23 protein-coding genes and 1 riboswitch are annotated in these 22896 nt (G+C 39.4%); of the genes, 22 read left to right on the forward strand and 1 reads right to left on the reverse strand.

Going from position 1 to position 22896, the window contains the following annotated elements; translation table 11 throughout:
• The first annotated feature begins 168 nt into the window (after window positions 1-168).
• The 16 genes from ACQKNZ_RS02980 (at window position 169) to ACQKNZ_RS03055 (ending at window position 12126) form a co-directional block, all read left to right on the forward strand.
• Entirely contained in the window at window positions 169-651 is a 483-nt protein-coding gene (locus tag ACQKNZ_RS02980) for a DUF2975 domain-containing protein (RefSeq protein ID WP_427658057.1), read from the forward strand.
• Window positions 652-660: 9 nt separating this feature from the next.
• Window positions 661-882: a helix-turn-helix domain-containing protein gene (locus tag ACQKNZ_RS02985; RefSeq protein ID WP_144539767.1), complete on the forward strand. Its 222-nt coding sequence runs from the start codon at window positions 661-663 to the stop codon at window positions 880-882.
• Between the two features lie 152 nt (window positions 883-1034).
• Window positions 1035-1664 (forward strand): immunity protein Imm33 domain-containing protein, encoded by a 630-nt coding sequence (locus tag ACQKNZ_RS02990; protein ID WP_427658060.1) that lies wholly within the window; start codon window positions 1035-1037, stop codon window positions 1662-1664.
• Between the two features lie 30 nt (window positions 1665-1694).
• Entirely contained in the window at window positions 1695-2375 is a 681-nt protein-coding gene (locus ACQKNZ_RS02995; RefSeq protein ID WP_427658062.1) for a DUF1963 domain-containing protein, read from the forward strand.
• A 156-nt stretch (window positions 2376-2531) separates the two neighbouring features.
• Window positions 2532-2673, forward strand: a riboswitch (cobalamin riboswitch).
• 117 nt (window positions 2674-2790) lie between these two features.
• On the forward strand, window positions 2791-3744 hold the full coding sequence (locus tag ACQKNZ_RS03000) for an ABC transporter substrate-binding protein (protein WP_340862604.1): 954 nt from the start codon (window positions 2791-2793) through the stop codon (window positions 3742-3744).
• Between the two features lie 4 nt (window positions 3745-3748).
• Window positions 3749-4732 carry a FecCD family ABC transporter permease gene (locus ACQKNZ_RS03005; RefSeq protein ID WP_186318228.1) on the forward strand — a complete coding sequence of 328 codons (984 nt, stop codon included), beginning with the start codon at window positions 3749-3751 and terminating at the stop codon, window positions 4730-4732.
• A gap of 1 nt (window position 4733) precedes the next feature.
• Entirely contained in the window at window positions 4734-6203 is a 1470-nt protein-coding gene (locus ACQKNZ_RS03010) for an adenosylcobinamide amidohydrolase (RefSeq protein WP_144539757.1), read from the forward strand.
• Window position 6204: 1 nt separating this feature from the next.
• Window positions 6205-7161 carry an adenosylcobinamide-phosphate synthase CbiB gene (cbiB, locus tag ACQKNZ_RS03015; RefSeq protein ID WP_427658064.1) on the forward strand — a complete coding sequence of 319 codons (957 nt, stop codon included), beginning with the start codon at window positions 6205-6207 and terminating at the stop codon, window positions 7159-7161.
• Window positions 7148-8224: a pyridoxal phosphate-dependent aminotransferase gene (locus ACQKNZ_RS03020; protein WP_427658066.1), complete on the forward strand. Its 1077-nt coding sequence runs from the start codon at window positions 7148-7150 to the stop codon at window positions 8222-8224. Before cbiB ends, ACQKNZ_RS03020 begins: the two co-directional genes overlap by 14 nt.
• Complete coding sequence (locus ACQKNZ_RS03025) at window positions 8197-8727, forward strand: bifunctional adenosylcobinamide kinase/adenosylcobinamide-phosphate guanylyltransferase (protein WP_427658068.1); 531 nt, start codon at window positions 8197-8199, stop codon at window positions 8725-8727. The genes ACQKNZ_RS03020 and ACQKNZ_RS03025 overlap by 28 nt, the downstream gene beginning before the upstream one ends.
• Before the next feature lie 9 nt (window positions 8728-8736).
• Window positions 8737-9486, forward strand: a complete 750-nt coding sequence (gene cobS / locus ACQKNZ_RS03030) for an adenosylcobinamide-GDP ribazoletransferase (RefSeq protein WP_427658070.1) — start codon at window positions 8737-8739, stop codon at window positions 9484-9486.
• Window positions 9456-10055 carry a histidine phosphatase family protein gene (locus ACQKNZ_RS03035; protein ID WP_427658072.1) on the forward strand — a complete coding sequence of 200 codons (600 nt, stop codon included), beginning with the start codon at window positions 9456-9458 and terminating at the stop codon, window positions 10053-10055. The genes cobS and ACQKNZ_RS03035 overlap by 31 nt, the downstream gene beginning before the upstream one ends.
• Complete coding sequence (locus ACQKNZ_RS03040) at window positions 10007-10387, forward strand: bifunctional adenosylcobinamide kinase/adenosylcobinamide-phosphate guanylyltransferase (RefSeq protein WP_427658074.1); 381 nt, start codon at window positions 10007-10009, stop codon at window positions 10385-10387. Before ACQKNZ_RS03035 ends, ACQKNZ_RS03040 begins: the two co-directional genes overlap by 49 nt.
• Window positions 10388-10392: 5 nt before the next feature.
• On the forward strand, window positions 10393-10983 hold the full coding sequence (locus ACQKNZ_RS03045) for a cob(I)yrinic acid a,c-diamide adenosyltransferase (RefSeq protein WP_144539743.1): 591 nt from the start codon (window positions 10393-10395) through the stop codon (window positions 10981-10983).
• Window positions 10984-10988: 5 nt separating this feature from the next.
• Window positions 10989-11471, forward strand: a complete 483-nt coding sequence (locus tag ACQKNZ_RS03050) for an ECF transporter S component (RefSeq protein ID WP_186318215.1) — start codon at window positions 10989-10991, stop codon at window positions 11469-11471.
• A complete protein-coding gene (locus ACQKNZ_RS03055) occupies window positions 11464-12126 on the forward strand; it encodes a hypothetical protein (RefSeq protein WP_427658076.1) in 663 nt (220 codons plus the stop codon). Before ACQKNZ_RS03050 ends, ACQKNZ_RS03055 begins: the two co-directional genes overlap by 8 nt.
• Window positions 12127-12300: 174 nt before the next feature.
• Here ACQKNZ_RS03055 and ACQKNZ_RS03060 read toward each other — a convergent pair whose 3' ends face one another.
• Complete coding sequence (locus tag ACQKNZ_RS03060; protein ID WP_427658078.1) at window positions 12301-12675, reverse strand: enoyl-CoA hydratase; 375 nt, start codon at window positions 12673-12675, stop codon at window positions 12301-12303.
• Between the two features lie 779 nt (window positions 12676-13454).
• Here ACQKNZ_RS03060 and ACQKNZ_RS03065 point away from each other — a divergent pair.
• The 6 genes from ACQKNZ_RS03065 to ACQKNZ_RS03090 all read left to right on the forward strand — a co-directional run bounded on the left by ACQKNZ_RS03065 (window position 13455) and on the right by ACQKNZ_RS03090 (window position 22895).
• The gene (locus tag ACQKNZ_RS03065; protein ID WP_427658080.1) at window positions 13455-15509 is read left to right on the forward strand and encodes a bifunctional diguanylate cyclase/phosphodiesterase; all 2055 of its coding nucleotides are present in this window, start codon (window positions 13455-13457) and stop codon (window positions 15507-15509) included.
• A 560-nt stretch (window positions 15510-16069) separates the two neighbouring features.
• Entirely contained in the window at window positions 16070-18223 is a 2154-nt protein-coding gene (locus ACQKNZ_RS03070) for a (Fe-S)-binding protein (protein WP_427658082.1), read from the forward strand.
• Between the two features lie 160 nt (window positions 18224-18383).
• A complete protein-coding gene (locus ACQKNZ_RS03075; RefSeq protein ID WP_342577975.1) occupies window positions 18384-19592 on the forward strand; it encodes an acetyl-CoA C-acetyltransferase in 1209 nt (402 codons plus the stop codon).
• Window positions 19589-20440, forward strand: a complete 852-nt coding sequence (locus ACQKNZ_RS03080; RefSeq protein ID WP_427658085.1) for a 3-hydroxybutyryl-CoA dehydrogenase — start codon at window positions 19589-19591, stop codon at window positions 20438-20440. The genes ACQKNZ_RS03075 and ACQKNZ_RS03080 overlap by 4 nt, the downstream gene beginning before the upstream one ends.
• A 20-nt stretch (window positions 20441-20460) precedes the next feature.
• Complete coding sequence (locus ACQKNZ_RS03085; protein ID WP_427658087.1) at window positions 20461-21597, forward strand: acyl-CoA dehydrogenase; 1137 nt, start codon at window positions 20461-20463, stop codon at window positions 21595-21597.
• Window positions 21598-21755: 158 nt separating this feature from the next.
• Entirely contained in the window at window positions 21756-22895 is a 1140-nt protein-coding gene (locus tag ACQKNZ_RS03090) for an acyl-CoA dehydrogenase (RefSeq protein ID WP_151111380.1), read from the forward strand.
• Window position 22896 lies beyond the last annotated feature (1 nt).

Below are 22896 nucleotides of genomic sequence, written 5' to 3' on the forward strand. Positions count from 1 at the left end.
AAGTTTATAAAAAGCAAGAACTTGAGCCAAGATGTTCCGAATGATGTCTGCCAGTCACCACTTTTTCATTTATCAATAAAAATACTTTAAAAAACAATATTTATTTATTCTAAAACGATAAATTTTATAATATAATTATATTGAATTATATTTAAGTGAGGTGCTTTTATGAAAAAAGGAACAACATTATTTTTAAAGATGGCAATTATTGTTATGGGAATTCCCGTTCTGGCTTTGTGTATCTTTTTGGTACCTGAAATAGCAAATTTTGCAGAAGAATTATACCCTGACATTCCATATCTCAAATATCTCGTTTTTATCGATTTGTATGCAACGGCTATACCTTTTTACTTTGCTTTGTACCAAGCTTTTAAACTTTTAAGTTATATTGATATGGGTAATGCTTTCTCGGAATTATCTGTAAGAGCGTTAAAGAATATTAAATACTGTGCACTGGCAATTAGCTCTTTATATGTATTAGGCATGCCACTATTTTTTCTTGTGGCAGATAAGGATGACGCTCCAGGAGTTATAGTAATCGGGCTTATCATGATTTTTGCCTCTATGGTAATTGTCGTTTTTTCAGCCGTTCTCCAAAAACTTTTACAAGAAGCTATTCATATAAAATCTGAAAACGATTTAACGGTCTGAGGTGAAAATATGGCGATTATTATTAATATCGATGTGATGTTGGCTAAAAGAAAAATGAGCGTAACAGAACTTTCAGAGAGGGTTGGAATAACAATGGCTAACCTTTCTATATTAAAAAATGGTAAAGCTAAAGCAATTAGGCTTTCTACATTAGAATCAATTTGTAAGGCTTTAGAATGCCAGCCTGGGGATCTTTTAGAATACAAAAGAGATGAAGAAGCTCACGAATGAGTAAAGTTCCCTCAATAAGCAGGAATTATTTTTGAAAACGCGAAGTAATAAATTAGGAACTAACTCATTGGAGGGCTTTAATCAATGGATTAATGCCCTCTTTTTTATATTCAAGTTAGAATAGGCTTATAACGATGCAAGGAGGAAGCGAAGTGCCATGGTATATAGATAGTGCCTATAAAAGAAATAAGGATGCACCCTATACTTTTTATATTCCTAGCAAAGAAGTGATAGGTAATTTAAATATAGGAGATATGGTCAAACTAATCTTTGAAATCGAGACAAGAACAGACGGGTATGCGGGAGAAAAAATGTGGGTTGAAATTACTCATAGGGATATGGGGAACTTTAAGGGAATTCTTACGAATGATCCATTTAATCTAAGTGAGTTAAAAAGAGGACAAGAAGTATCATTTCGGACAGAACATATTTGTGACACGGAGTATAATGATCCGTATTCATCCAAATGGGATTACTATTTTGACACAAAAATAATTGTGAGCAAAGATGTTTTGGAGAGAGATGAATTTAATTTTATGTTAAGAGACGAGCCAAGGGATGAGCAAGACTCTGGTTGGTCTGTATTAAGTGGTTATGAAGATGATGAATTTTTAAATAATCATGAAAATCTGCAATATATATCTATAGGGGTAATTTTAAATATTGATGACTCTATTTTAGCTTTTATTGAAGATTTACCCCTCTGTGCATATGAGAGAAATGACAATGGCGCATTCTACAAAATAAATGATTATGATTGGGAGTCCTACTTAAGTGAATAAGCTTGGACATAGATTTAGGAGGTAATTGCGTTGAATATTACTCAATTAAAACAATCACTATTTAAACGAGCTACGATTTTTGAAACAGGAGGATCTCGGCCGACGGAAGAATTGGGAGAGAGCTGGATAGGAAATGTTATGTGGGGTAGCGGAGAAAATAAATCTCCTCAGTTTGAACCAATATGTACTATATTTCTAAAAAATTTACCTTATGTACCGAAGGAGCTAAAAAACATTCAGTTAATCACTGTTTATATGGATTTTAATGTATATAATCATTTAATTGAAGATAATTTAGCTTCTTTTTTTAAGATAAATTGTTTTACTAATATTAATGAAATACAAAAGATAAATGAACAATCTTCAAGAATGAAGTCTTTTCCATTAAAACCAATATTAGTTGAGAACGATACCCCAGCATGGGATTCAGAAGATATAGAACCAGAAATTCAAGATGAAATTTTACGTCTTGAATTGGAGAGTGATATAGAGTATTACGACGATATCGTCGAAAATATTTATCCCATGCACAAGGTTGGTGGGTATCCATCCTATACACAGAGCGGAGTCTCATATGGTGAAGATTATCCGTTTGTCTTTCAGATAAGCTCTGATGCCAAGGCGCAATTCAATATAGTAGATAGTGGCAGTTTTTATTTTTTCTACAATCAAGATAAACAAGATTGGATTGTGTACTGCGATTTTTATTAATAGTCCAGTGATTACTCATAGATTACAAGGTTAAGGAATTAATGTTTCGCTAAACTCGGAAAATTGCTTGATATTAATTTATTTCTCGAATTTCTCTTCTAGTCTCCATCTCGACAACATTTAATTATAAGGTATAATAAATGCAAAGCAGCAATGGAATATTTTTTGCGTAAAGGTGCTCTAGTTACGGATTGCTAGAGTTAAAAGGGAAGCTGGTTAAAGTCCAGCGCGGTCCCGCCACTGTTAGTGATGCATATGCATCATAAGCCAGAAAACCTGCCCTTACGTGCATACCCATTACCTACGCGGATAGGTCTGGTGTAGGTCAGCTATCGGTATTTTGTGGCAGATTTATACCTATCTATCTCTCATCCTAGGATGGGAGATTTTTTATTGATTTTAGGAGGAATGAAGGATGAAAAAGTTTTGGTTAATTATAGGAATGACCTTGCTTGTGTTAGTTGGATGTAATGAGCAAGAGACACTTCCATCAGAAAAAGAAGATAGTTCAGAAATTGGAAATTCAGAAACTGCATTTCCGCTTACATTGACGGATGCTGTAGGCCAAGAAATCACATTAGAGGAAGCTCCGAAGACCATTATTTCCATGATTCCAAGTAATACGGAAATTCTATTTGCATTAGGGCTTGATGAGGAAATTGTCGGCGTTAATGATTACGAGAGTTATCCAGAGGAAGCCTTAGAAAAAGAAAAAATTGGTGGCATGGAGTATAACATTGAAAAAATTATCTCTTTGAATCCGGATATTGTCTTCGCTCATGAGTCCGTAGTAGGAATGGCTGACGCTGGGTTACAACAGCTACGAGATTCTGGTGTAAAGGTTTATGTAGTACAGGATGCAAAGGATTTTAACTTAACCTATACATCCATCGAGCAGATTGGTCGTGCAACAGGCAAAAATGAGGAAGCACAGGCCATTATAAAGGATATGAAGGCAAAGGTTGACGAAATTCAAGAAAAAGTTTCAAAAGTAGAAACAAAGAAAACAGTTTTTGTAGAAACCTCAGATGTGCCTGAGATCTATACTCCTGGTAATAATACATTTATGCAAGAAATTCTAACGATGGTCAACGCAGAAAATATCATGGCTGACCAAGAGGGCTGGTTCCAAGTCAGCCCAGAAGAAATTGTAAGTCGTAATCCTGATGTTATGTTAATCACGTATGATTACGTGGATGGCATTGTTGAAAAGGTCAAGCAACGTGATGGTTTCGATACAGTGACAGCTATTAAAAATAATGCAGTAGTACAAGTGGATGAGGATACCACAAGTCGCCAAGGTCCACGTTTAGTAGAAGGTTTAGAGGAAGTGGCGAAGGCTATCTATCCGGAGGCATTTAGTGAGTAAATCAATGATCGGTTACATTCTGTCACTGGCTACGTTGGCTGTAGCCATTTGGCTAGGTGTATCGGTCGGATCTGTAAAGGTGCCGATCAGTACTTTATGGGATACAGGAACAGATGCGATTGCAACTAATATAGTATGGAAGATTCGCATGCCGCGGGTTATACTCGCAGGATTAGTCGGAGCATCCCTGGCAATAGCGGGAGCGGCCTTTCAAAGCCTGCTTAAAAACCCACTAGCCGACCCTTATACACTGGGAGTGTCGTCCGGAGCATCTGTTGGTGCAGTGGCTACACTCTTTTTTGGAATTTCGGTACCTTTCTTAGGAATGTTCACCTTGCCTGTTTTCAGTATGGTAGGGGCATTAGTTACAATGCTCATCGTTATTTCCTTCGCAAGGCTAGTAGATCGCGCGATGAAAATGGAAACGATTATTTTAACAGGTATTATATTTAGCTCATTTCTTGGCTCAGTCATTTCCTTAATGATTGCTCTGACAGGTGAAGAGCTACGGCAAATTATTGGTTGGCTGTTAGGCAGTGTATCTATGAGGGGCTGGAGCTATGTTCAGATGGCATTGCCATTCATGGTAATCGGTTCCCTATTACTATGGTTAAATCGTAGGGAGCTAAATGCCATGCTCTTCGGAGAAGAACGAGCACAGCATCTAGGTGTGGATGTAAAGAAGCGTAAAATGATGATATTAATTGGTGGGTCAATGCTTACAGGCACAGCCGTATCAGTGTCTGGAACCATTGGTTTTGTTGGATTGGTAGTGCCACATATGACTAGACTTTTATTTGGCTCCGATAACCGGCACGTGCTTCCTTTGAGCTTTATAAATGGAGCTTCTTTATTGATCATTTGTGATCTTGTATCCCGTACGATTATTTCTCCAACAGAGCTTCCAATAGGGGTAATTACTGCCTTTATAGGGGCACCTGTTTTTGCTTTTATCTTCTTTAGACAACGTAAAAAAGGAGGCGCTTAACTTGCTAGAAGTAAAAAATATTTCTGGTGGCTACGATCAAAAGCTAGTAGTGGACGACGTTTCCTTTCAAGTATCAAAAGGAGAAATGCTAGGAATATTAGGACCAAATGGGAGTGGAAAATCTACTCTCCTTAAACTAATGAGTGGCATACTCACACCATCATCTGGAGAGGTACTAATCGAAGGTAAGCTGTTAAAGTCCTTTGCCTCGAAGGAGCTAGCGAAAAAGTTGGCTGTGCTGCCACAGCTGCACAATCAGGCTTTCTCACATACCGTTCGAGAAACAGTTGCACTTGGTCGTTATCCTCATCAATCAGGGTGGTTTTCTACATGGTCTTCAGAAGATGAATTCGCTATAAAGGAAGCAATGAGACTGACTGCCGTCGATAAGTACGATAAGCATTTACTAGAGCTTTTGTCTGGTGGAGAGCAACAGAGAGTATTTGTAGCCCAGGCATTAGCTCAGCAGGCTCCCATACTGTTGTTAGATGAACCGACGAATCACTTGGATATCGCTCATCAAAAGCAGCTGTTAGATACAATCAAAACACAAGCAATTGAGAATGACATTACAATTATTAGTATTTTTCATGATATTAATCTTGCATCGCTATACTGTGACAGACTTTTACTAATGGACCAGGGGCGCATTAAAGTAATCGGGGAGCCCCAAGAGGTAGTGAAAAAAAGTTTAGTGGAAAATGTTTATGAGGCTAGGGTTAGTACTAGTCCCCATCCAGAGCGACCTAAACCGCAAATAACTATTTTACCAGACGTAAATGAAAAACAAGACAATCAACTAATTACTTCATTCAACTTTAAAGTAACTGGTGACTACGTCCTTTTTCAGGCAGAAAATCAATTAAAAACTTGGTCTTCTGCAGTCATTAACGCGGGAAGTGGCTGGTATAGAAATTTCGTGAATAGAAGAGTAGATGCACAGTATCACTGTGATAATGTGCAGGAGGAAATGTTAAATTATCTTGCTGCTCGAGGTTTATCGGAGGCGGATACTGTAGGCATGATGACTGCAGTCAGGACTACAGACGCTGTGATAAAAGAGTATGTAACACCTTTAGGGAGTCTTGTGGTAATGGTTACCGCGGGAGTTGGAAATGCAGTCGATGTTTCGCGAGCTCACGAGGTAGAAATGTTCCCCGCCATAGGTACCATCAATACATGGGTTATTATTAATGGAGAGCTTGCGGAGGAGGCTTTTATCCAGTCTGTCATCACTGCTACGGAAGCTAAAACGAAGGCAATGGCACATGAACAAGTCATGGATCCTCGGACGGGTACTCTTGCCACTGGTACATCGACAGATAGTGTATTAATAGCTGCGACACAAAAAGGGACCTATATAGAGTATGCAGGTCCTATAACTGAGATTGGTAAAAAGATTGGGCAAGGAGTCTTTGAATGTACTGTTGAAGCTATTCAGATATACAAAAAGGCAAAGGGATGGGTGTAAGATGGCATCTCATATGTTAGCGGTAACAATTGGTCTTCTGCTAGATCGATTAATTGGAGATCCACCAAATTGGCCACATCCAGTTCGGTGGATTGGAACGCTTATCTCAAAATTAACTAAGCGATTAAACAAAGGAAGTTATAGGAAAGTAAAGGGATTACTTTTAGTCCTAATAATAGTAGGGTTATCATTCAGTATTGCTCTAGTATTAGTGTTCACTGCGTACTCAGTTCATATTGTCCTTGGTATTGCTGTGGAGAGTATTTTGATAGCCTCTGGGCTAGCTCAAAAAAGCTTGAAGGTTGCAGCGATGGAGGTCCACAAGCCTTTGATAGAGGGAGATTTAGACACTGCTCGTTTAAAGCTTTCCTGGATTGTTGGAAGAGACACTGAAGATCTAGGAGAGGAGGAAATAACAAGAGGGGTGGTAGAAACAGTCTCCGAGAATATAAGTGATGGAGTAACCGCCCCATTGTTTTTTGCCTTTTTATTTGGGGCTCCTGGGTTATGGGCTTATAAAGCAATTAATACATTAGATTCTATGGTAGGCTATAAAAACGAAATATTTAAAGATTTTGGCTATGTTGCTGCCAAGCTAGACGACATTGCAAACTATATTCCAAGTCGTTTAACTGGGTTGGCAATTATGCTTGGTGGAAGGAAAGAAACTAGTCTTCCCTTTAAGCATCGAATGACTCGCTGGTTGATAGATGCAAAGAAACATCCAAGCCCCAATAGCGGCTATTTAGAAGCTGCCACTGCTTATCAGCTAGGTATACAGCTTGGCGGAAGAAATACATATAAAGGGATAGTTTCTAATCGTGCATTAATGGGAAGCAAAGAGGTCTCACTAAGTGCCAGACATATATTAGGAGCCATTTCACATTTACACACAGCTGTCCTTCTTTTTTGGTTTGGGATGACAGTGATAGGAGGTTTAATACTTGTTGTTACCTAGTCACGGAGCAAATGCTCAACAATTATATCAGCGCTTGAACATGTCTATGCCTGAGACAGTGATAGATTATAGTGAAAATGTGAACCCTCTAGGTCCTCCAGATTTTGTTAAGGAACAGTGGGTATCATATAGAGACCTAATAACTAAGTATCCTCATCCGCAGGGCGAGCCCTTCCTGACTGCAGCTGCAAATTATCACGGTGTAAGCTCTGAACAAATACTTATTGGAAATGGTGCAGCAGAAATTTTTGCAAGCATAGCTATCCGGTATCAGCACAAAAAAGCAGTGGTTATCCATCCAACATTCTCTGAATATGAGGCTACGCTAGTACCATATCAAACATCCATTAAGGAGATTATAGCTATCGGTAAGCTTCCGATAGAGGAGGTTCTTAGTGAGCTTGAGAAGGCTGATGTTATTTATATATGCCGACCGAATAATCCGACTGGCTACCTGATTCCATTAGAAGAGATTATACAGATAGCGAATCATGCTAAAATGTATAACTGTGATTTAGTTTTGGATGAGGCTTTTTTAGATTTTATAGACGAAAAGGAATCCTTTATCCCATATTTAAACAACCTTACTAATGTAATTGTCGTCCGTTCGATGACTAAAATGTATGCAATTCCTGGACTTCGGCTAGGATATGCAATTGCTAATAAGGAAATTATAAATAGTCTTCGCTCAATGCTGCCTCACTGGAATAGCAATGCATTAGCGACTACAATTGGAGCCCAGTGCTTCATGGAGACAAAGTATAGACAGAGAACAGTTGACTTCGCAATAAAGGCGAGAGAGGATTTTCAACAATTTTTAGGTGGGCTAGATTGTAGAGTTCTACCATCTAATACAAACTTTCTATGCTTCCAGCTACCTAATCCATTGCAGTCGAAGATATTCTTTGAACATTTACTAGCTCGAGGCTATGTGCTCCGCCATACCGAAAACTTTGAGGGTCTAAACGGTGAGTGGTTTCGAGTGGGTATGAAGAAAGAAGAACAAATGGAGCAATTAAAAAAGGAGATGACCTCATGGTTCGAGGAAAACTCGTCTTCATAACAGGTGGAGTGCGGAGCGGAAAAAGCAGCTTTGCGGAGCAATATCTGATGAATGAGCAGGCACTACGTAACGTCTACGTTGCTTCCGGTGTAGCAACAGACAAAGAAATGGAGCAAAGAATTGAGTATCACCAAAGAGACCGAGCTAGTTATCCGGTGGAATGGGTTACAATCGAGCAATCGAGACATTTTGAGCAACTAACGGTAGTTATAAAGCAGGATGACGGAATTCTTTGGGACTGTGTCACGACTTGGTTAGCGAACGAACTGTATGTGAGTAATATGGAACAGGTCGAGAAGCGGCTATTTGAAACAATTGACCGTTTGCTAGAAAAGGTTAAGGTGATGGTGATTGTTTCAAATGAAGTACTAGATGAGCATCTTTCTATCTATGAAAGCGTGGTTCGATATCAGCAATGGATTGGTCGGATTCACCAAAGGTTAGTTATAAATGCTGATGAAGCATATGAAATGGAATATGGGTTAGGTCATCAATGGAAATGAGGTGGAGTAATGAATAGCTTGCTACTAGCATTTCAATTTTTTACCGTAGTCCCAATTCAAAAAAGTCTTCCGATGGAAAAGAGACATATAACGGGAATGTATAGTTTCTTTCCTTGGATAGGAGCAGTCATTGGATCAATTGCTTGTTTGCCCATCTACTTTGATTGGAGCTCGTTAATGACCGCATTTGCTGTTGTAAGTCTAGGAATCCTGTTGTCAGGTGGACTCCATATGGATGGGTTCATCGATACTTCAGATGCTTACTTTTCCTATAGAGAACAAGCAAAGCGAATGGAAATTTTAGACGACCCTCGGGTTGGGGCTTTCGGTGTAATGGCAACTGTTTTATTGATTGTAGGCAAAATAATCATTATATCTGAGGTATTGTCTGCTGAAAGCTTTCACTTCCTATTTATTATCATTATTCCTTTTTTATCAAGAGTGGTTCTTGTGATTCTATTTGGAATTACGGAAAATGCTAAAGAGAGCGGCCTTGCCCATTTTTTTAAACAAAAGCTACACGTTCAAACAATTATACCTCTGACAGCGAGTTTTTTGTTTATAGCCATTTGTCTGATTGGGCTAATGACATATTGGCTGATTGCGATGACTCTTTTAAGTGTGTTAATTCTATTCATTTGCATATATCGCAGTTGGTCATTAAAAAATTTCGGGGGAATCACAGGTGATTTACTCGGAGCCAGCTTAGAGCTTACGGAGGTCATACTATGGATAACGCTTTTACTGTTACTCTCGTAAGGCATTTTCCGACACAGGGAAATGTCCACAAAAAATATATTGGCTGGACAGACGAACCCATTATGTCTGGTCTTAAGGCAGTTAATAGGTTAGGGGAAGCTAAGCAAGTGCTTGGCAGCGATTTACTTCGATGCCGACAGACCGCTGAAATACTATTTAATGATGTTTCTTATATAGGAAGTGCAAAGCTTAGAGAATGTTCCTTTGGTATTTGGGAGAAAAAGACGTACAAGGAATTAAAGGACAATGAAAAGTACCAGACCTGGCTAGAGGATTTTTATCGTAATGCACCTCCTGAAGGGGAATCGCTACAGCAACTAGAATCTCGGGTGATAGAAGGATTTTATGAAGGAATTTCTCAATCTAATCCTGTAATCATTATTACACATGGTGGGCCAATTCGAGCTTTGCTGAGTAAATTTGTTAATAGCTCCAAAAGCTTTTGGGAATGGGAAGTGCCACACGGAAGCGCTTATACATTGCATTGGAAGGATAAACAAGAAGTAATGGAGGGAAAACATTGCATATCATTTTCGGTGGAGCATTTAATGGAAAAAGAGCTTTTGTAGAGAAGCAGCTAGCTGGTCAAAATGTTCAATGGATAAATGCAGAAGAGGGGATCCCAACAATTTTGCCTAATATAGAAGTGTTGGCAGTAACAGGATTTGAAAATATTCAAGAAAATCAGTTAAACAAGTGGTTTTCCCAGTTGAAGCAATGGGACGATGAAAAAGAGATTTATGTTGTTGCTACTGAAATAGGAAGAGGCATTGTTCCGATGGAAGCCAGTATGCGAAAGCTAAGGGATGATGTAGGGAGATTCTATCAGCAGCTTTTTGCAGTCGCAGAAAGTGTCACACGTATTTGGTATGGTATACCACAAACTATAAAAGGGAGATGATCATATTGAAAATTTATACAAAAACAGGTGACAAGGGGCAAACAGGTTTAATAGGTGGCAGAACAGATAAAGACGATATTCGTGTAGAGGCGTATGGAACGATAGACGAGTTAAACTCCTTCATCGGAAAAGCGGTGACAGAGCTAGATTCAGTTAAATTCAAGGACATTTTAGAGGATTTGGAAACGATTCAGCATGAGCTATTTGACTGTGGAGGAGATTTAGCAAATGTATCCAATCGTCGTATTTATAAAATGACTGATGAGGCAATAGAGGCAATGGAAAAACGAATTGATGTACTTGTAGAGGAAGGACCAGTATTAGAGAGATTCATCCTTCCAGGAGGAACTCCTGCTGCAGCAACACTCCATATTGCTCGCACCATCACTCGTCGTGCGGAACGATTAACAGTCACTTTGTCTAAGACAGAAGTGGATGTGCCTTCTGTTGTTCAACGCTACTTAAATCGTCTATCTGACTATTTATTTGCAGCAGCACGAGTAGCAAATGTTCGAGAAAATGTAAGTGATGTGGAATACGTAAGAAGTGCAAAAGTGTTTAAAAACGTAGGTAGTGAGAAAAAAGAAGGGGAATAATTTAGATGAAACTTCGATTATTAACACTTGCTGCAATGTTTGCAGCTCTGTCAGCTATAGGGGCTTTAATAAAAATTCCTGTAGGAATTGGGAGTGCGGCACTAGACACAGTGCCTGCACTTATTTCATCTCTATTCTTACCTCCCGTATACGCTGGTGCTGCCTCTCTAGTAGGTCATCTTGCCTCTTCCTTGTCAGCAGGTTTCCCATTCGGGCCACTACATATCATCATAGCTCTAGAGATGTTTATTATCCTATTTGTCTTTACAAAACTCCATCAAAAGGGATATCACTTTTGGAAATGGGTTTTCTTTATCGTTGCAAATAGTGTACTGGCCACTTTACCATTCTATTGGATTATTTCACCTGCATTCTTCATTGGCGCATTACCAGGCATCACATTGGCGACCATATTAAATGCTTCCATTGCCATGATCGTTTCACCTGTTGTTGAAAAAGTAATGGAACGAGTAAAGACACATGCGTAACGCAATTTTATTGCCTAATGGGCTGGTGCTTACAACTGATAACTCGGCAGCAATAGGAGAAAAGGAAAAAGATGTAGTGCATATAGCGGATGAAGTAGTTGCTTACTTTGCAGCTAGAGTAACCATTTTGGAGCAATGGGCAGCTAAAGCATTTCCACAAACTATTATCGTACATAACTTTTCTGGAAACGAAAGCTGGAGCAAATATATAAAAGGGATTAAACGATTATTTGATGAGATTGCTGAGGAATGCCCCATAATAACGGGGAGCAGCGAAACGAATATGGAAACTTTGCAATCTGCCATGGCCCTATCCATGATTGGTGAAAAACAACTAGAAAAATTTCATGACTTTCAGTGGTATGCCTACGGAAAACCATGTGTTGGAGAAGAAGTAATAAAAGAACTACAAGCTATCGCAGACTTAAAGAAAATCTGGGAAGCAATGAAGTCAGGAATGGTTCATGCAGTTTGGCCAGTTGGCTCTACAGGTATCGCAGGAGAATGTAACCGGTTAGGAATCGAGGGCTATCTAGATGGATGGAATTTAAATATTTCAGCTGGTCCAGCAACGACTGTTCTTTTAGGTATTAGTCCGACGAGAGAACAGGAAGCTAAATTACATTTTGGAAAATACTTTCAAGCCATTAAATAGAAGACTTGCAATCTATTGAAAAACAAATTCCGTTTTCATGAATAAAATTTCTTTTGCAGTCTATTTCATAATTGAAATGGACTGCTTCTTTTTTATTTGATGTCTCAGTTACTAAAGACATCAAATAAAAAAGCTTAAATTCTCGTTTTGAAAAGAGAAATTAAGCTATAAATATTATAGTATCACTCCTGAAAAATTGCCTCTAAGCACTAGAATGTCATTTTGATTGTAGCATATAAAGGATGCAGCAATGGACGTTCTATTTTCCTGCTTTTCGAATTTTTCAATAGTTACCTCACAAATTATTGTGTCGCCAGTATATACAGTTTTTAAAAACTCAAAATTCATGTTCCGAGCTAGCACATTGTTATCACCACCTACTTTTGTTGGTAATGTAGCAGTCATTAACCCTTGAACCACTACTCTTCCTTGTTCATCTGGTTTCATATGATGAATCCCCTCATCACCTGAAACCTTTGTAAATAATTCCACATCTTCTAATGTAAAAGTTCTTTCAAATCTAATTATTTCTCCAACTCTTAATGACATATTATCCTCCTTTAAAAAGAATTTTTCCTTATCAATTAATTCCAATATAAACCAATTTAAATTCTACCATTATAGCTATTAAAAATATAATTCTTAACTATTATTTTACTTCACCGACTATCTAAACTATGAAATTCAAACAATGATGTAATTGAGACCCGTCCAATACGACTTCTTCGCTAGTAATCGGATTTTTCTCTTTTTCCTCATGTGTAATAAAAATGCTAAATTTAATTTTTTAAAAAGGGGGAAAAAACATTCTAATGCTAAACACCGCGAAAAAAATATAGGGGAGCGTTGAAAAAAGTTAATCTATAAGACTCTCTGCCGATAAAAGGAGGGTGATTAGGTACACTTTTTGTTCATATTCAAGAAAGTAAATTCTAGCTCCAGTGCCTTGCCCCTCGAGGTCAAATGGATAAAAGCTCCGGTGGCTGAGGGACTGCCTCCTCGCTTTTTCTCATTTGCTTGTCGGGGCAGATATAGGCGCTTGCGCTTTTCTATCTGTCTAGCTCCAGCGCCTTGCCCCTCGAGGTCAAATGAGTTAAAGCTCCGGTGGCTGAAGAACTGCCTCCTCGCTTTTTCTCATTTGCTTGTCAGGGCAGATATAGGCGCTTGCGCTTTTCTATCTGTCTAGCTCCAGCGCCTTGCCCCTCGAGGTCAAATGAGTTAAAGCTCCGGTGGCTGAAGGACTGCCTCCTCGCTTTTTCTCATTATCTTGTCGGGGCAGATATAGGCGCTTGCGCTTTTCTATTAAGAAGTATAAAGGAGATAAACTAATGTTTCGTAATTATGTGGAAGGTGATATGGTCGTCATTCAAGGTGACTATGCAGCTTCTATTGTTTTATTATCCGTTTTAATCGCTGTTATTGCTTCTTATTCGGCTTTGGCGATGAATGGAAGAGCTCAAAGGAATGGTTTCTTTCATCGATATATTTGGTTGTTATTTGCATCAATTGCTATGGGATTTGGAATTTGGTCTATGCATTTTGTCGGAATGAGTGCATTTTCCTTACCAGTGCATATGAAATACAATGTACCGCTAACGGTTTTATCTATAGTACCAGCTATGATAGCTTCCTTTTTAGCTTTTTATCTTTCGAGCCTTTCTAAAAGAGGATTTTGGATGTACGTCTTAGCTGGAATCTCAATGGGTACAGGGATTTCCACCATGCACTATATGGGAATGTATGCAATGGAAATGGACATCTTTTATACTTATGATCGTTTACTGTTTGCAGTTTCTATAGGGATCGCAGTAGCAGTCTCAATGATAGCAGTCTATATATTTTCGAGTCTGCAGCTCTATATGAAAAATCGTTGGATTCAATTGTGTACTGCAGTGATTATGGGATTGGCTGTTTCTAGCATGCACTATACAGGGATGTCAGCTATCACTTTTTATATGCCAAAGGATTTCCCAATACATACACTTGCACACGAGATGGAGAATATTGGAGGCTTAGTTATTATAGTCACTGTTGGGATGGCATTTTTGCTCGGTATGCTTTTTTTATCGGGGCAAATTGACCGTTATGTGGAATACCGCACGAATTTTTTTGATTCCTATACGAAGCTGCCAAACCGACGTTCATTTGAACAGGATCTTCAGAAACATCTGTTTCCAGAGTATTTGAGCATCTGGCATTTGAATGGCTTGGAGGAGCTAAATAAAGAATATAGCTATCAAATTGTAGATGAAGTTATCAAGCGATTAGCAGAAAAGTTTAAATCACTGGCTCCAGCTTCATCTGAACTATATAGAATGGAGGAGAACCGCTTTGCTTTTTTGATGAAGGACGTTAAAGACAATTCGCAAGTAAAAGAAGCAATGCAGAGAATTGCCGATTATTTGCAAAAGCCTCTTTTGATTGATGGTGAAAAGATTTATCTTTCTTCAGTTTGTGCCGTTGCAGAGGCCAACAATAAAACGGAGGCAGTTGCTTTATACGCTAACGTTCTAGCAGTTATCGACCATTCCTCTACAAATTTCGTAAACGAGGTAATTTTCTATGATCCATCCATTCACACCCGCACTTTTGAACGGGAGTTAGTAGATGATATTAGTCGTGCCATTAAAGATGGTGAATTATTTTTGGTCTATCAGCCGAAGGTTTCTCTCAGGGGGAATCAGGTAGAAGGTCTTGAAACGTTGCTCAGATGGAACCACCCAACACATGGGCTTCTATCTCCTGCAGTATTTATCCCTATACTTGAAACGCATAATCGAATGGTGGGAGTTACGGACTGGATTATTGAGCAAGTCTGTAGGCAGATTGCAAACTGGAGGGAGGATGGCATCTCTTTTGAGCAAATCTCTATTAATATTCCTGGAGAATATGTAACATCACCGAAGCTTCTCCATGTGGTGAAAGACAATATGCAGCATTATAAGGTGTCAGCCTCCCAGTTAGAGTTAGAAATAACCGAAACAAGCTTTGTCAGAAATATAGACAAAGCAATACAAGCGGTCATAGCTTTTCGAAAGGAAGGGTTATCAGTAGCCTTAGATGATTTTGGTACAGGAGTTTCATCTTTGTCCTATTTAAAAAAGATGCCTATTTCTACATTAAAGATAGACAAATCCTTTATTGATGAAATTCCAGCATCTGAAAAGGACTCTTCCATCATGGAAGCAATGATTGGGCTTGGTCAATCCCTAAAATTGACCATTGTATTTGAAGGAGTAGAAACGAAGGAACAAATAGAGTTCTTAAAAAATACCTGCATCATGCCAGTCGTGCAGGGATATTATTTTTCTAAGCCACAAACGAGCGAGGAAATAGTTTTGTGGAATCAAGTTCATTTAGCGACAACTAAAGCATTAGCCTAGAAAGCATCGATTCTTACTCGATGCTTTTTCCAAATGAAAAAAATAGTGACTAAGCAATGTCTCAAATCCTATAACTAGAATGCCTTCTAATTGATCAGAATTGAATTAATTTAAATTATACAAAGGATAATTTTCATTCATACATGAATATTGGAACAAAAGTTGATTGCAGCGGCAGTCGGCGACTCCAGTGGGAGGAGGGAGAAAGATAAGCCATCACAAACGACGCGCAAGCGACGGTGATGGCTAATCGCTCCCCCCACGGAAAGCGTCCGACTAAAGAGAAAATCAATCATACTTTGCCCCAAGCACATTCTAGAAATTATACACTGGTAAATACCTCTGAAAGAATCTACCTAACCTTTCTTACTCCAGCCTAAACTTTAACTAATAAACCAATTAATCTAATCCTTATATTAAAATATTTTTCATTTTAGCAATTATTCTTTAATTTGCTATTGACTGAATGCTCATTCAGTTTTAATATTGTATTAATTCATATAATTCTATTATAATGTTATTCTATTATTAATTAGGCACATCTTAGAGGGGGAAAAGGGATGAATCCGTTGTTAATCGCAAACTGGGTGTTATTCATCGGAGTAGTACTGTATGCGGCCTATCTATTTGTATATCTACTACGAACAAGGTATGCATACATTAAATTGGGGAAAAAAGTTGAGTTTGAAGACAATGTGAAGGAAAGACTTAGAAAAATTTGGGTGTATGTTTTTGGGCAAAAGAAGCTACTGAAAGACAAGAAAAGTGGAGCAATCCATGTCATGTTCTTCTATGGCTTCATCCTTGTACAATTTGGAGCAATCGATTTTATATGGAAGGGACTAGCACCAGATTCGCATTTACCGCTAGGACCACTATATCCAGCATTTACATTCTTCCAGGAGATTGTAACACTAACAATCTTAGTTGCAGTAATTTGGGCGTTCTATCGTCGTTATGTTGAAAAGCTAGTCCGTTTAAAACGTGGATGGAAAAATGGTTTAGTACTTATTTTCATCGGTGGACTAATGGTTTCAGTATTAATCGGTAATGGTATGGGAATGATTTGGCACGGTCATGAGGCAACATGGAGTGAGCCTGTAGCATCTGCTATTGCAAACGTTTTCCAAGCAATTCCGGAGGCTGCGGCAATCACTGTGTTCTTTGTAATGTGGTGGGTACATTTATTGTTCCTATTAACGTTCTTAGTTTATATTCCACAATCTAAGCATTTCCACTTAATCACTGGTCCTGCTAACGTTTACTTCCATCGTTTAGACAAAGTAGGCAGACTCCGTCCGATTAACTTTGAAGAGGAAGAGGACGAAGAAGCAGATGAGGAAGAAATGCCAGTCTTTGGTGTTGGACGTGTTCAAGACTTTACACAAGCGCAAATGATTGATTTCTATGCATGTGTAGAATGTGGTCGTTGTACGAATATGTGTCCGGCAACAGGAACAGGTAAAATGCTATCTCCAATGGATTTAATTGTTAAGCTACGTGATCATTTAACATTTACTGGAGCTGTAGAAACAAAACAAAAGCCATGGGTTCCAGCTCTTGCGTTCAAAGGTACAAAAGGAAACCAGTTGGCAATGGCAGCTGGCGCAGAAGGTGCTGTAATTGAAGATATTTATAGCCCATCATTAATCGGGGATGTAATTACTGAGGAAGAAATTTGGGCTTGTACGACTTGCCGTAACTGTGAAGATCAATGCCCAGTTATGAACGAGCATGTAGATAAAATAATAGACCTTCGTCGTTATTTAGTAATGACAGAAGGTAAAGTAAACCCGGATGCACAACGTGCGATGACAAACATTGAACGTCAGGGTAATCCATGGGGTCTTAACCGTAAAGAAAAAGAAAATTGGAGAGATGCTCGTCCAGATCTTCACATTCCAACAGTAAAAGAAGTATCCAAAGCTGGGGAAGAGTTTGAATATCTATTCTGGGTTGGATCTATGGGATCATTTGACAACCGCTCTCAAAAAATTGCTTTATCATTCGCTCACTTGATGAACGAGGCAGGAGTGAAGTTCGCGATTCTTGGTAATAAAGAAAAGAACTCGGGAGACACACCGCGCCGACTAGGGAACGAATTTATGTTCCAAGAGCTTGCGGCAGCGAATATTAAAGAATTTGAAAAGGCAGAGGTAACGAAAATAGTCACAATCGATCCTCATGCATATAATATTTTCAAAAATGAATACGGTGATTTTGGCTGGAGTGGAGAAGTTCTACACCATACTGAGTTGCTTTACGATTTAGTAATGTCTGGTCGCTTAAAACCAAAATATGAAGTAAATGAAACAATCACCTTCCATGACTCTTGTTATTTGGGACGTTATAACGATGTGTACGATGCACCTCGTGAAATTCTGAAATCTATCCCTGGTGTGAAGCTAGTGGAAATGGCACGTAACCGTGAAAGCGGAATGTGCTGTGGAGCTGGTGGAGGTTTAATGTGGATGGAGGAGCATGTGGGTAACCGCGTAAACGTTGCTCGTACAGAACAAGCGTTAGATGTAAACCCAACAGTTATCTCTTCGGGATGTCCTTATTGCTTGACGATGCTATCAGATGGTACAAAAGCTAAGGAAGTAGAAGACACAGTTGGAACATATGATATTGCAGAGCTTCTAGAAAAATCAATCTTTGGTGAGTCAATGACCGAAATAGAAGAAGTAAACGAAGAACAAAATGTTCAATAATAATTGCCAACCTCAATTACTTTAAGTAAACTAAAAGTAATTGAGGCAGGGAGTGGAAACACTCCCTTTTCTTAACAATATAAGTCGAGCGAGCGTTCAGTCAGTAATTTTTATTTTTTATAGATGTTGAAAGCGCATACAAATCAAAGGGGTGGCTGTATTGACGAAAACAGTAATTTTGGATGGAGCACGAACAGCTTTTGGAAAGTTTGGAGGAGCGCTAAGCACTTTAAATGCTTCTGATTTAGGTGGAGTCGTTATAAAAGAAGCACTTGCAAAAGCAGGCGTGAGCCCAGAGCAAGTGGATGAAGTAATCATGGGAACAGTTTTACAGGCTGGTCAAGGACAAATTCCTTCCCGACAGGCAGCCAACAAGGCAGGAATCCCATGGGCAGTTCAAACAGAAACGATTAACAAGGTTTGTGCCTCTGGAATGCGTAGTGTAACACTGGCAGACCAAATCATTCGTTTAGGGGACGAAGAAGTGATCGTTGCTGGGGGAATGGAATCTATGTCTAACGCTCCTTACTATTTACCAAAGGGCAGATTCGGATTAAGAATGGGTGATGGGCAAATGGTAGATGGGATGATTTATGACGGTCTATCCTGTTCATTTCATCCAAAGCGCGTCCATATGGGGACTTACGGAAATTCTACTGCAGAAGCATTTGAATTATCTCGTGAAAAGCAAGATGAGTGGTCTTTTAGAAGCCATAGCTTAGCCTTGAAAGCAATTGAAGAAGGTTTATTTGCGGAAGAAATCGTACCTGTTGAAATTCCACAGAGAAAAGGTGAACCAATAGTCGTAGACCAAGACGAGGCACCTCGGGCAGATACCTCTGTTGAATCACTTGCCAAACTAAAACCAGCGTTTGGTAAGGATGGGTCTATCACGGCAGGTAACGCACCTGGGGTAAATGATGGAGCTTGTGCACTTGTTTTAACAAATGAGGATAAAGCAAAAGAGCTTGGAAAAGAGCCGTTAGCATATGTAGTTGGACACACTGCAATTGCAATTGAACCGGAAAACTTTCCACAAACGCCTGGTATTGTTATTAATAGTCTACTAGAGAAGACTGGAAAAACAATTGAAGAGATTGATTTATTTGAGATAAATGAAGCTTTTGCTGCAGTCGCTTTAGTAAGCAGTCAAATTGCCGGACTTGATGAGAGCAAGGTTAATGTCAATGGTGGAGCAGTAGCCTTAGGACACCCGATTGGAGCGTCAGGAGCTCGTATCATTTTGACGTTAGCATACGAGTTGAAACGCAGAGGAGGAGGAATTGGAATTGCAGCCATTTGTTCTGGCGGCGGCCAAGGAGATGCCATCATGATTGAAGTTCCAAAAACAGGAGGGAATCTAGCATGAACATTCAAAAGGTAATGGTAATCGGAGCAGGACAAATGGGGTCTGGAATAGCGCAGGTCTGTGCACAGGCAGGATATGAAGTGAAGCTTAATGAACGTGAAGAGAAACTCTTTGATCGTGGACTTCAAACAATTACAAAGAACCTCTCTCGAAATGTGGAAAAGGGAAGAATGACAGAGGACGAAAAACAAGTCATTTTAAATAAAATCACGAAATCACTTTCCCTAGAGGATGCAAATGACGTAGACATAGTTATTGAAGCAGCAGTCGAAAATATGGAAATCAAGCAATCTATTTTTAAACAGCTAGATGAGATAACACCAGCACATACAATTTTAGCGACAAACACTTCCTCTCTGCCAATTACAGAAATTGCAGCAGCAACAAATCGTCCCGAGCAAGTAATTGGAATGCATTTTATGAATCCAGTTCCAGTAATGAAGCTAGTAGAAATTATTCGAGGCCTTGCAACTAATGATGATGTATATATGGCCATTGAAGAAATGACGAAAAAGCTAAATAAGGTTCCTGTAGAGGTAAATGACTTCCCAGGTTTTGTTGCTAATCGTGTATTGATGCCAATGATTAACGAGGCAATTTATACGTTATATGAAGGCGTAGCAACGAAGGAGGCAATTGATGACGTGATGAAGATGGGGATGAATCATCCGATGGGTCCTCTTCAGCTAGCTGACTTTATTGGTCTAGACACTTGCCTGTACATTATGGAAGTTCTTCACGACGGCTTTGGAGACAGCAAGTATCGACCATGCCCGTTATTACGTAAATATGTGAAGGCTGGATGGTTAGGTAAGAAAACTGGTAGAGGCTTCTACATATACGAATAACAAACAAAGGGGATTAATCGATGGATTTACATTTCACAGAAGAACAACTAATGATGCGCAACATGGTCCGTGATTTTGCAAAAACCGAAATTGAGCCATTTATAGAACATATGGAGCAAGGGGAGTTCCCGCGCGAGATTATTAAAAAAATGGGAGAGCTTGGATTGATGGGAATCACAATCCCAGAAAAATATGGTGGCTCGGAGATGGATTTTACTAGTTACGTCATCGCCATCAATGAATTATCAAAGGTGAGTGCAGTTGTAGGGGTTATCCTTTCTGTCCACACGTCAGTAGGCACAAATCCAATTCTTTATTTTGGAAATGAGGAGCAAAAACAAAAATATATTCCAAAGCTTGCTGCCGGAGAATATTTAGGTGCATTTTGTTTAACAGAACCATCTGCTGGCTCAGATGCAGGAGCTCTTAAAACGAAGGCAGTCAAAAAAGGTGATGAATATGTGATTAATGGCTCAAAGGTATTCATCACGAATGGCGGAGAGGCAGACGTTTATATTGTGTTCGCTTCCACAGATGCTACACAAGGTTCCCGAGGAATCTCTGCATTTATCGTGGAGAAAGATACACCTGGTTTTATCATCGGAAAAGATGAGCAAAAAATGGGCTTACATGGCTCTAGAACGGTTCAAATCACCTTTGAAGATATGAAAATCCCAGTTGAAAACCTACTAGGGGAAGAGGGAGAAGGCTTCAAAATAGCTATGGCCAACTTAAACACTGGCCGTATTGGTATTGCTACCCAAGCACTAGGTATTGCAGAAGCTGCCTTTGAAGCAGCAGTAGGCTACGCTAAGGAGCGTATTCAATTCGGCAAGCCAATTGCAGCCAACCAAGGAGTAGGCTTCAAACTAGCTGACATGGGGACAGCAGTAGAAGCGTCTAGATTACTAGTTTACCGTGCTGCAAGTATGCGAGATAAGGGACTCCCTTGTGGAAAAGAGGCATCTATGGCCAAACTATTCGCATCCAAAACAGCAGTAGATGTAGCAATCGAAGCGGTTCAAGTATTCGGAGGCTACGGCTACACGGAGGATTATCCAGTAGAGCGTTACTTCCGTGATGCAAAGATTACCGAAATATATGAGGGCACAAGTGAAATTCAGCGAATCGTAATTAGCAAGCACTTGATGAATTAATAATAGATGGTTGCTATAAATTAGGGTTTGAACATCACAAAAAACAAATTGTCACCAAACCCAAACTGAAAGTCTCAAATAGTAAATGGAATATCACAAAACCTAAACTAACCTATGAATCACAAAAACTAAATCAAATCAAAAGGCGGAATGTTCAAATGAATTTTCAACTAACAGAAGAGCATGAAATGATTCGTAAAATGGTACGCGATTTTGCAGTGAAAGAAGTGGCTCCAACAGCTGCAGAACGTGATGAAGAAGAGCGCTTTGACCGTGAAATTTTTGACAAAATGGCTGAGCTTGGCTTAACAGGGATTCCGTGGCCAGAGGAGTACGGTGGAATCGGTTCAGATTATCTGGCGTACTGTATCGCAGTGGAGGAATTATCTCGAGTATGTGCATCGACAGGTGTAACTCTTTCAGCTCACACATCTTTAGCTGGATGGCCAATTTTCAAGTACGGTAACGAAGAGCAAAAGCAAAAATACCTTCGTCCGATGGCAGAAGGAACGAAAATCGGTGGCTATGGTTTAACAGAAGCAGGTTCAGGGTCTGATGCTGGTGGTATGAGAACAACCGCTAAATTAGATGGCGATCATTATGTGTTAAATGGATCTAAAATCTTCATTACAAATGGTGGAATTGCCGATATCTATGTTGTATTTGCAGTGACTGATCCAGAATCTAAGCATAAGGGAACTAGTGCATTTATTGTGGAAGCTGACTTTGAAGGGTTCTCAGTAGGGAAGAAAGAGAAGAAGCTAGGGATTCGTTCATCACCTACAACAGAAATAATCTTTGATAACTGCCGAGTGCCTAAAGAAAACTTACTAGGCCAAGAAGGAGAAGGTTTTATCATTGCGATGAAAACGTTAGACGGTGGTCGCAACGGGATTGCTGCTCAAGCAGTTGGTATTGCACAGGGTGCTTTAGATGCTTCTGTTAGCTACGCAAAGGAACGTGTACAGTTTGGTAAACCGATTGCTGCTAACCAAGGAGTATCATTCAAATTAGCAGACATGGCAACTTCCATTGAAGCCTCTCGTTTACTGACCTATCAAGCAGCATGGTTAGAATCTAATGGTCTTTCCTATGGGAAGGAGTCTGCTATGGCGAAGCTGATGGCAGGAGACACAGCGATGAAGGTAACAACTGAAGCTGTTCAAGTGTATGGTGGATACGGATATACAAAGGATTACCCAGTAGAGCGTTTTATGCGTGATGCAAAAATAACTCAAATTTATGAGGGTACTCAAGAAATTCAGCGTCTTGTCATCTCTCGTATGTTGACTAAGTAGC

This window comes from Psychrobacillus sp. NPDC093200 (assembly GCF_050280345.1).
Classification (GTDB): domain Bacteria; phylum Bacillota; class Bacilli; order Bacillales_A; family Planococcaceae; genus Psychrobacillus; species Psychrobacillus faecigallinarum.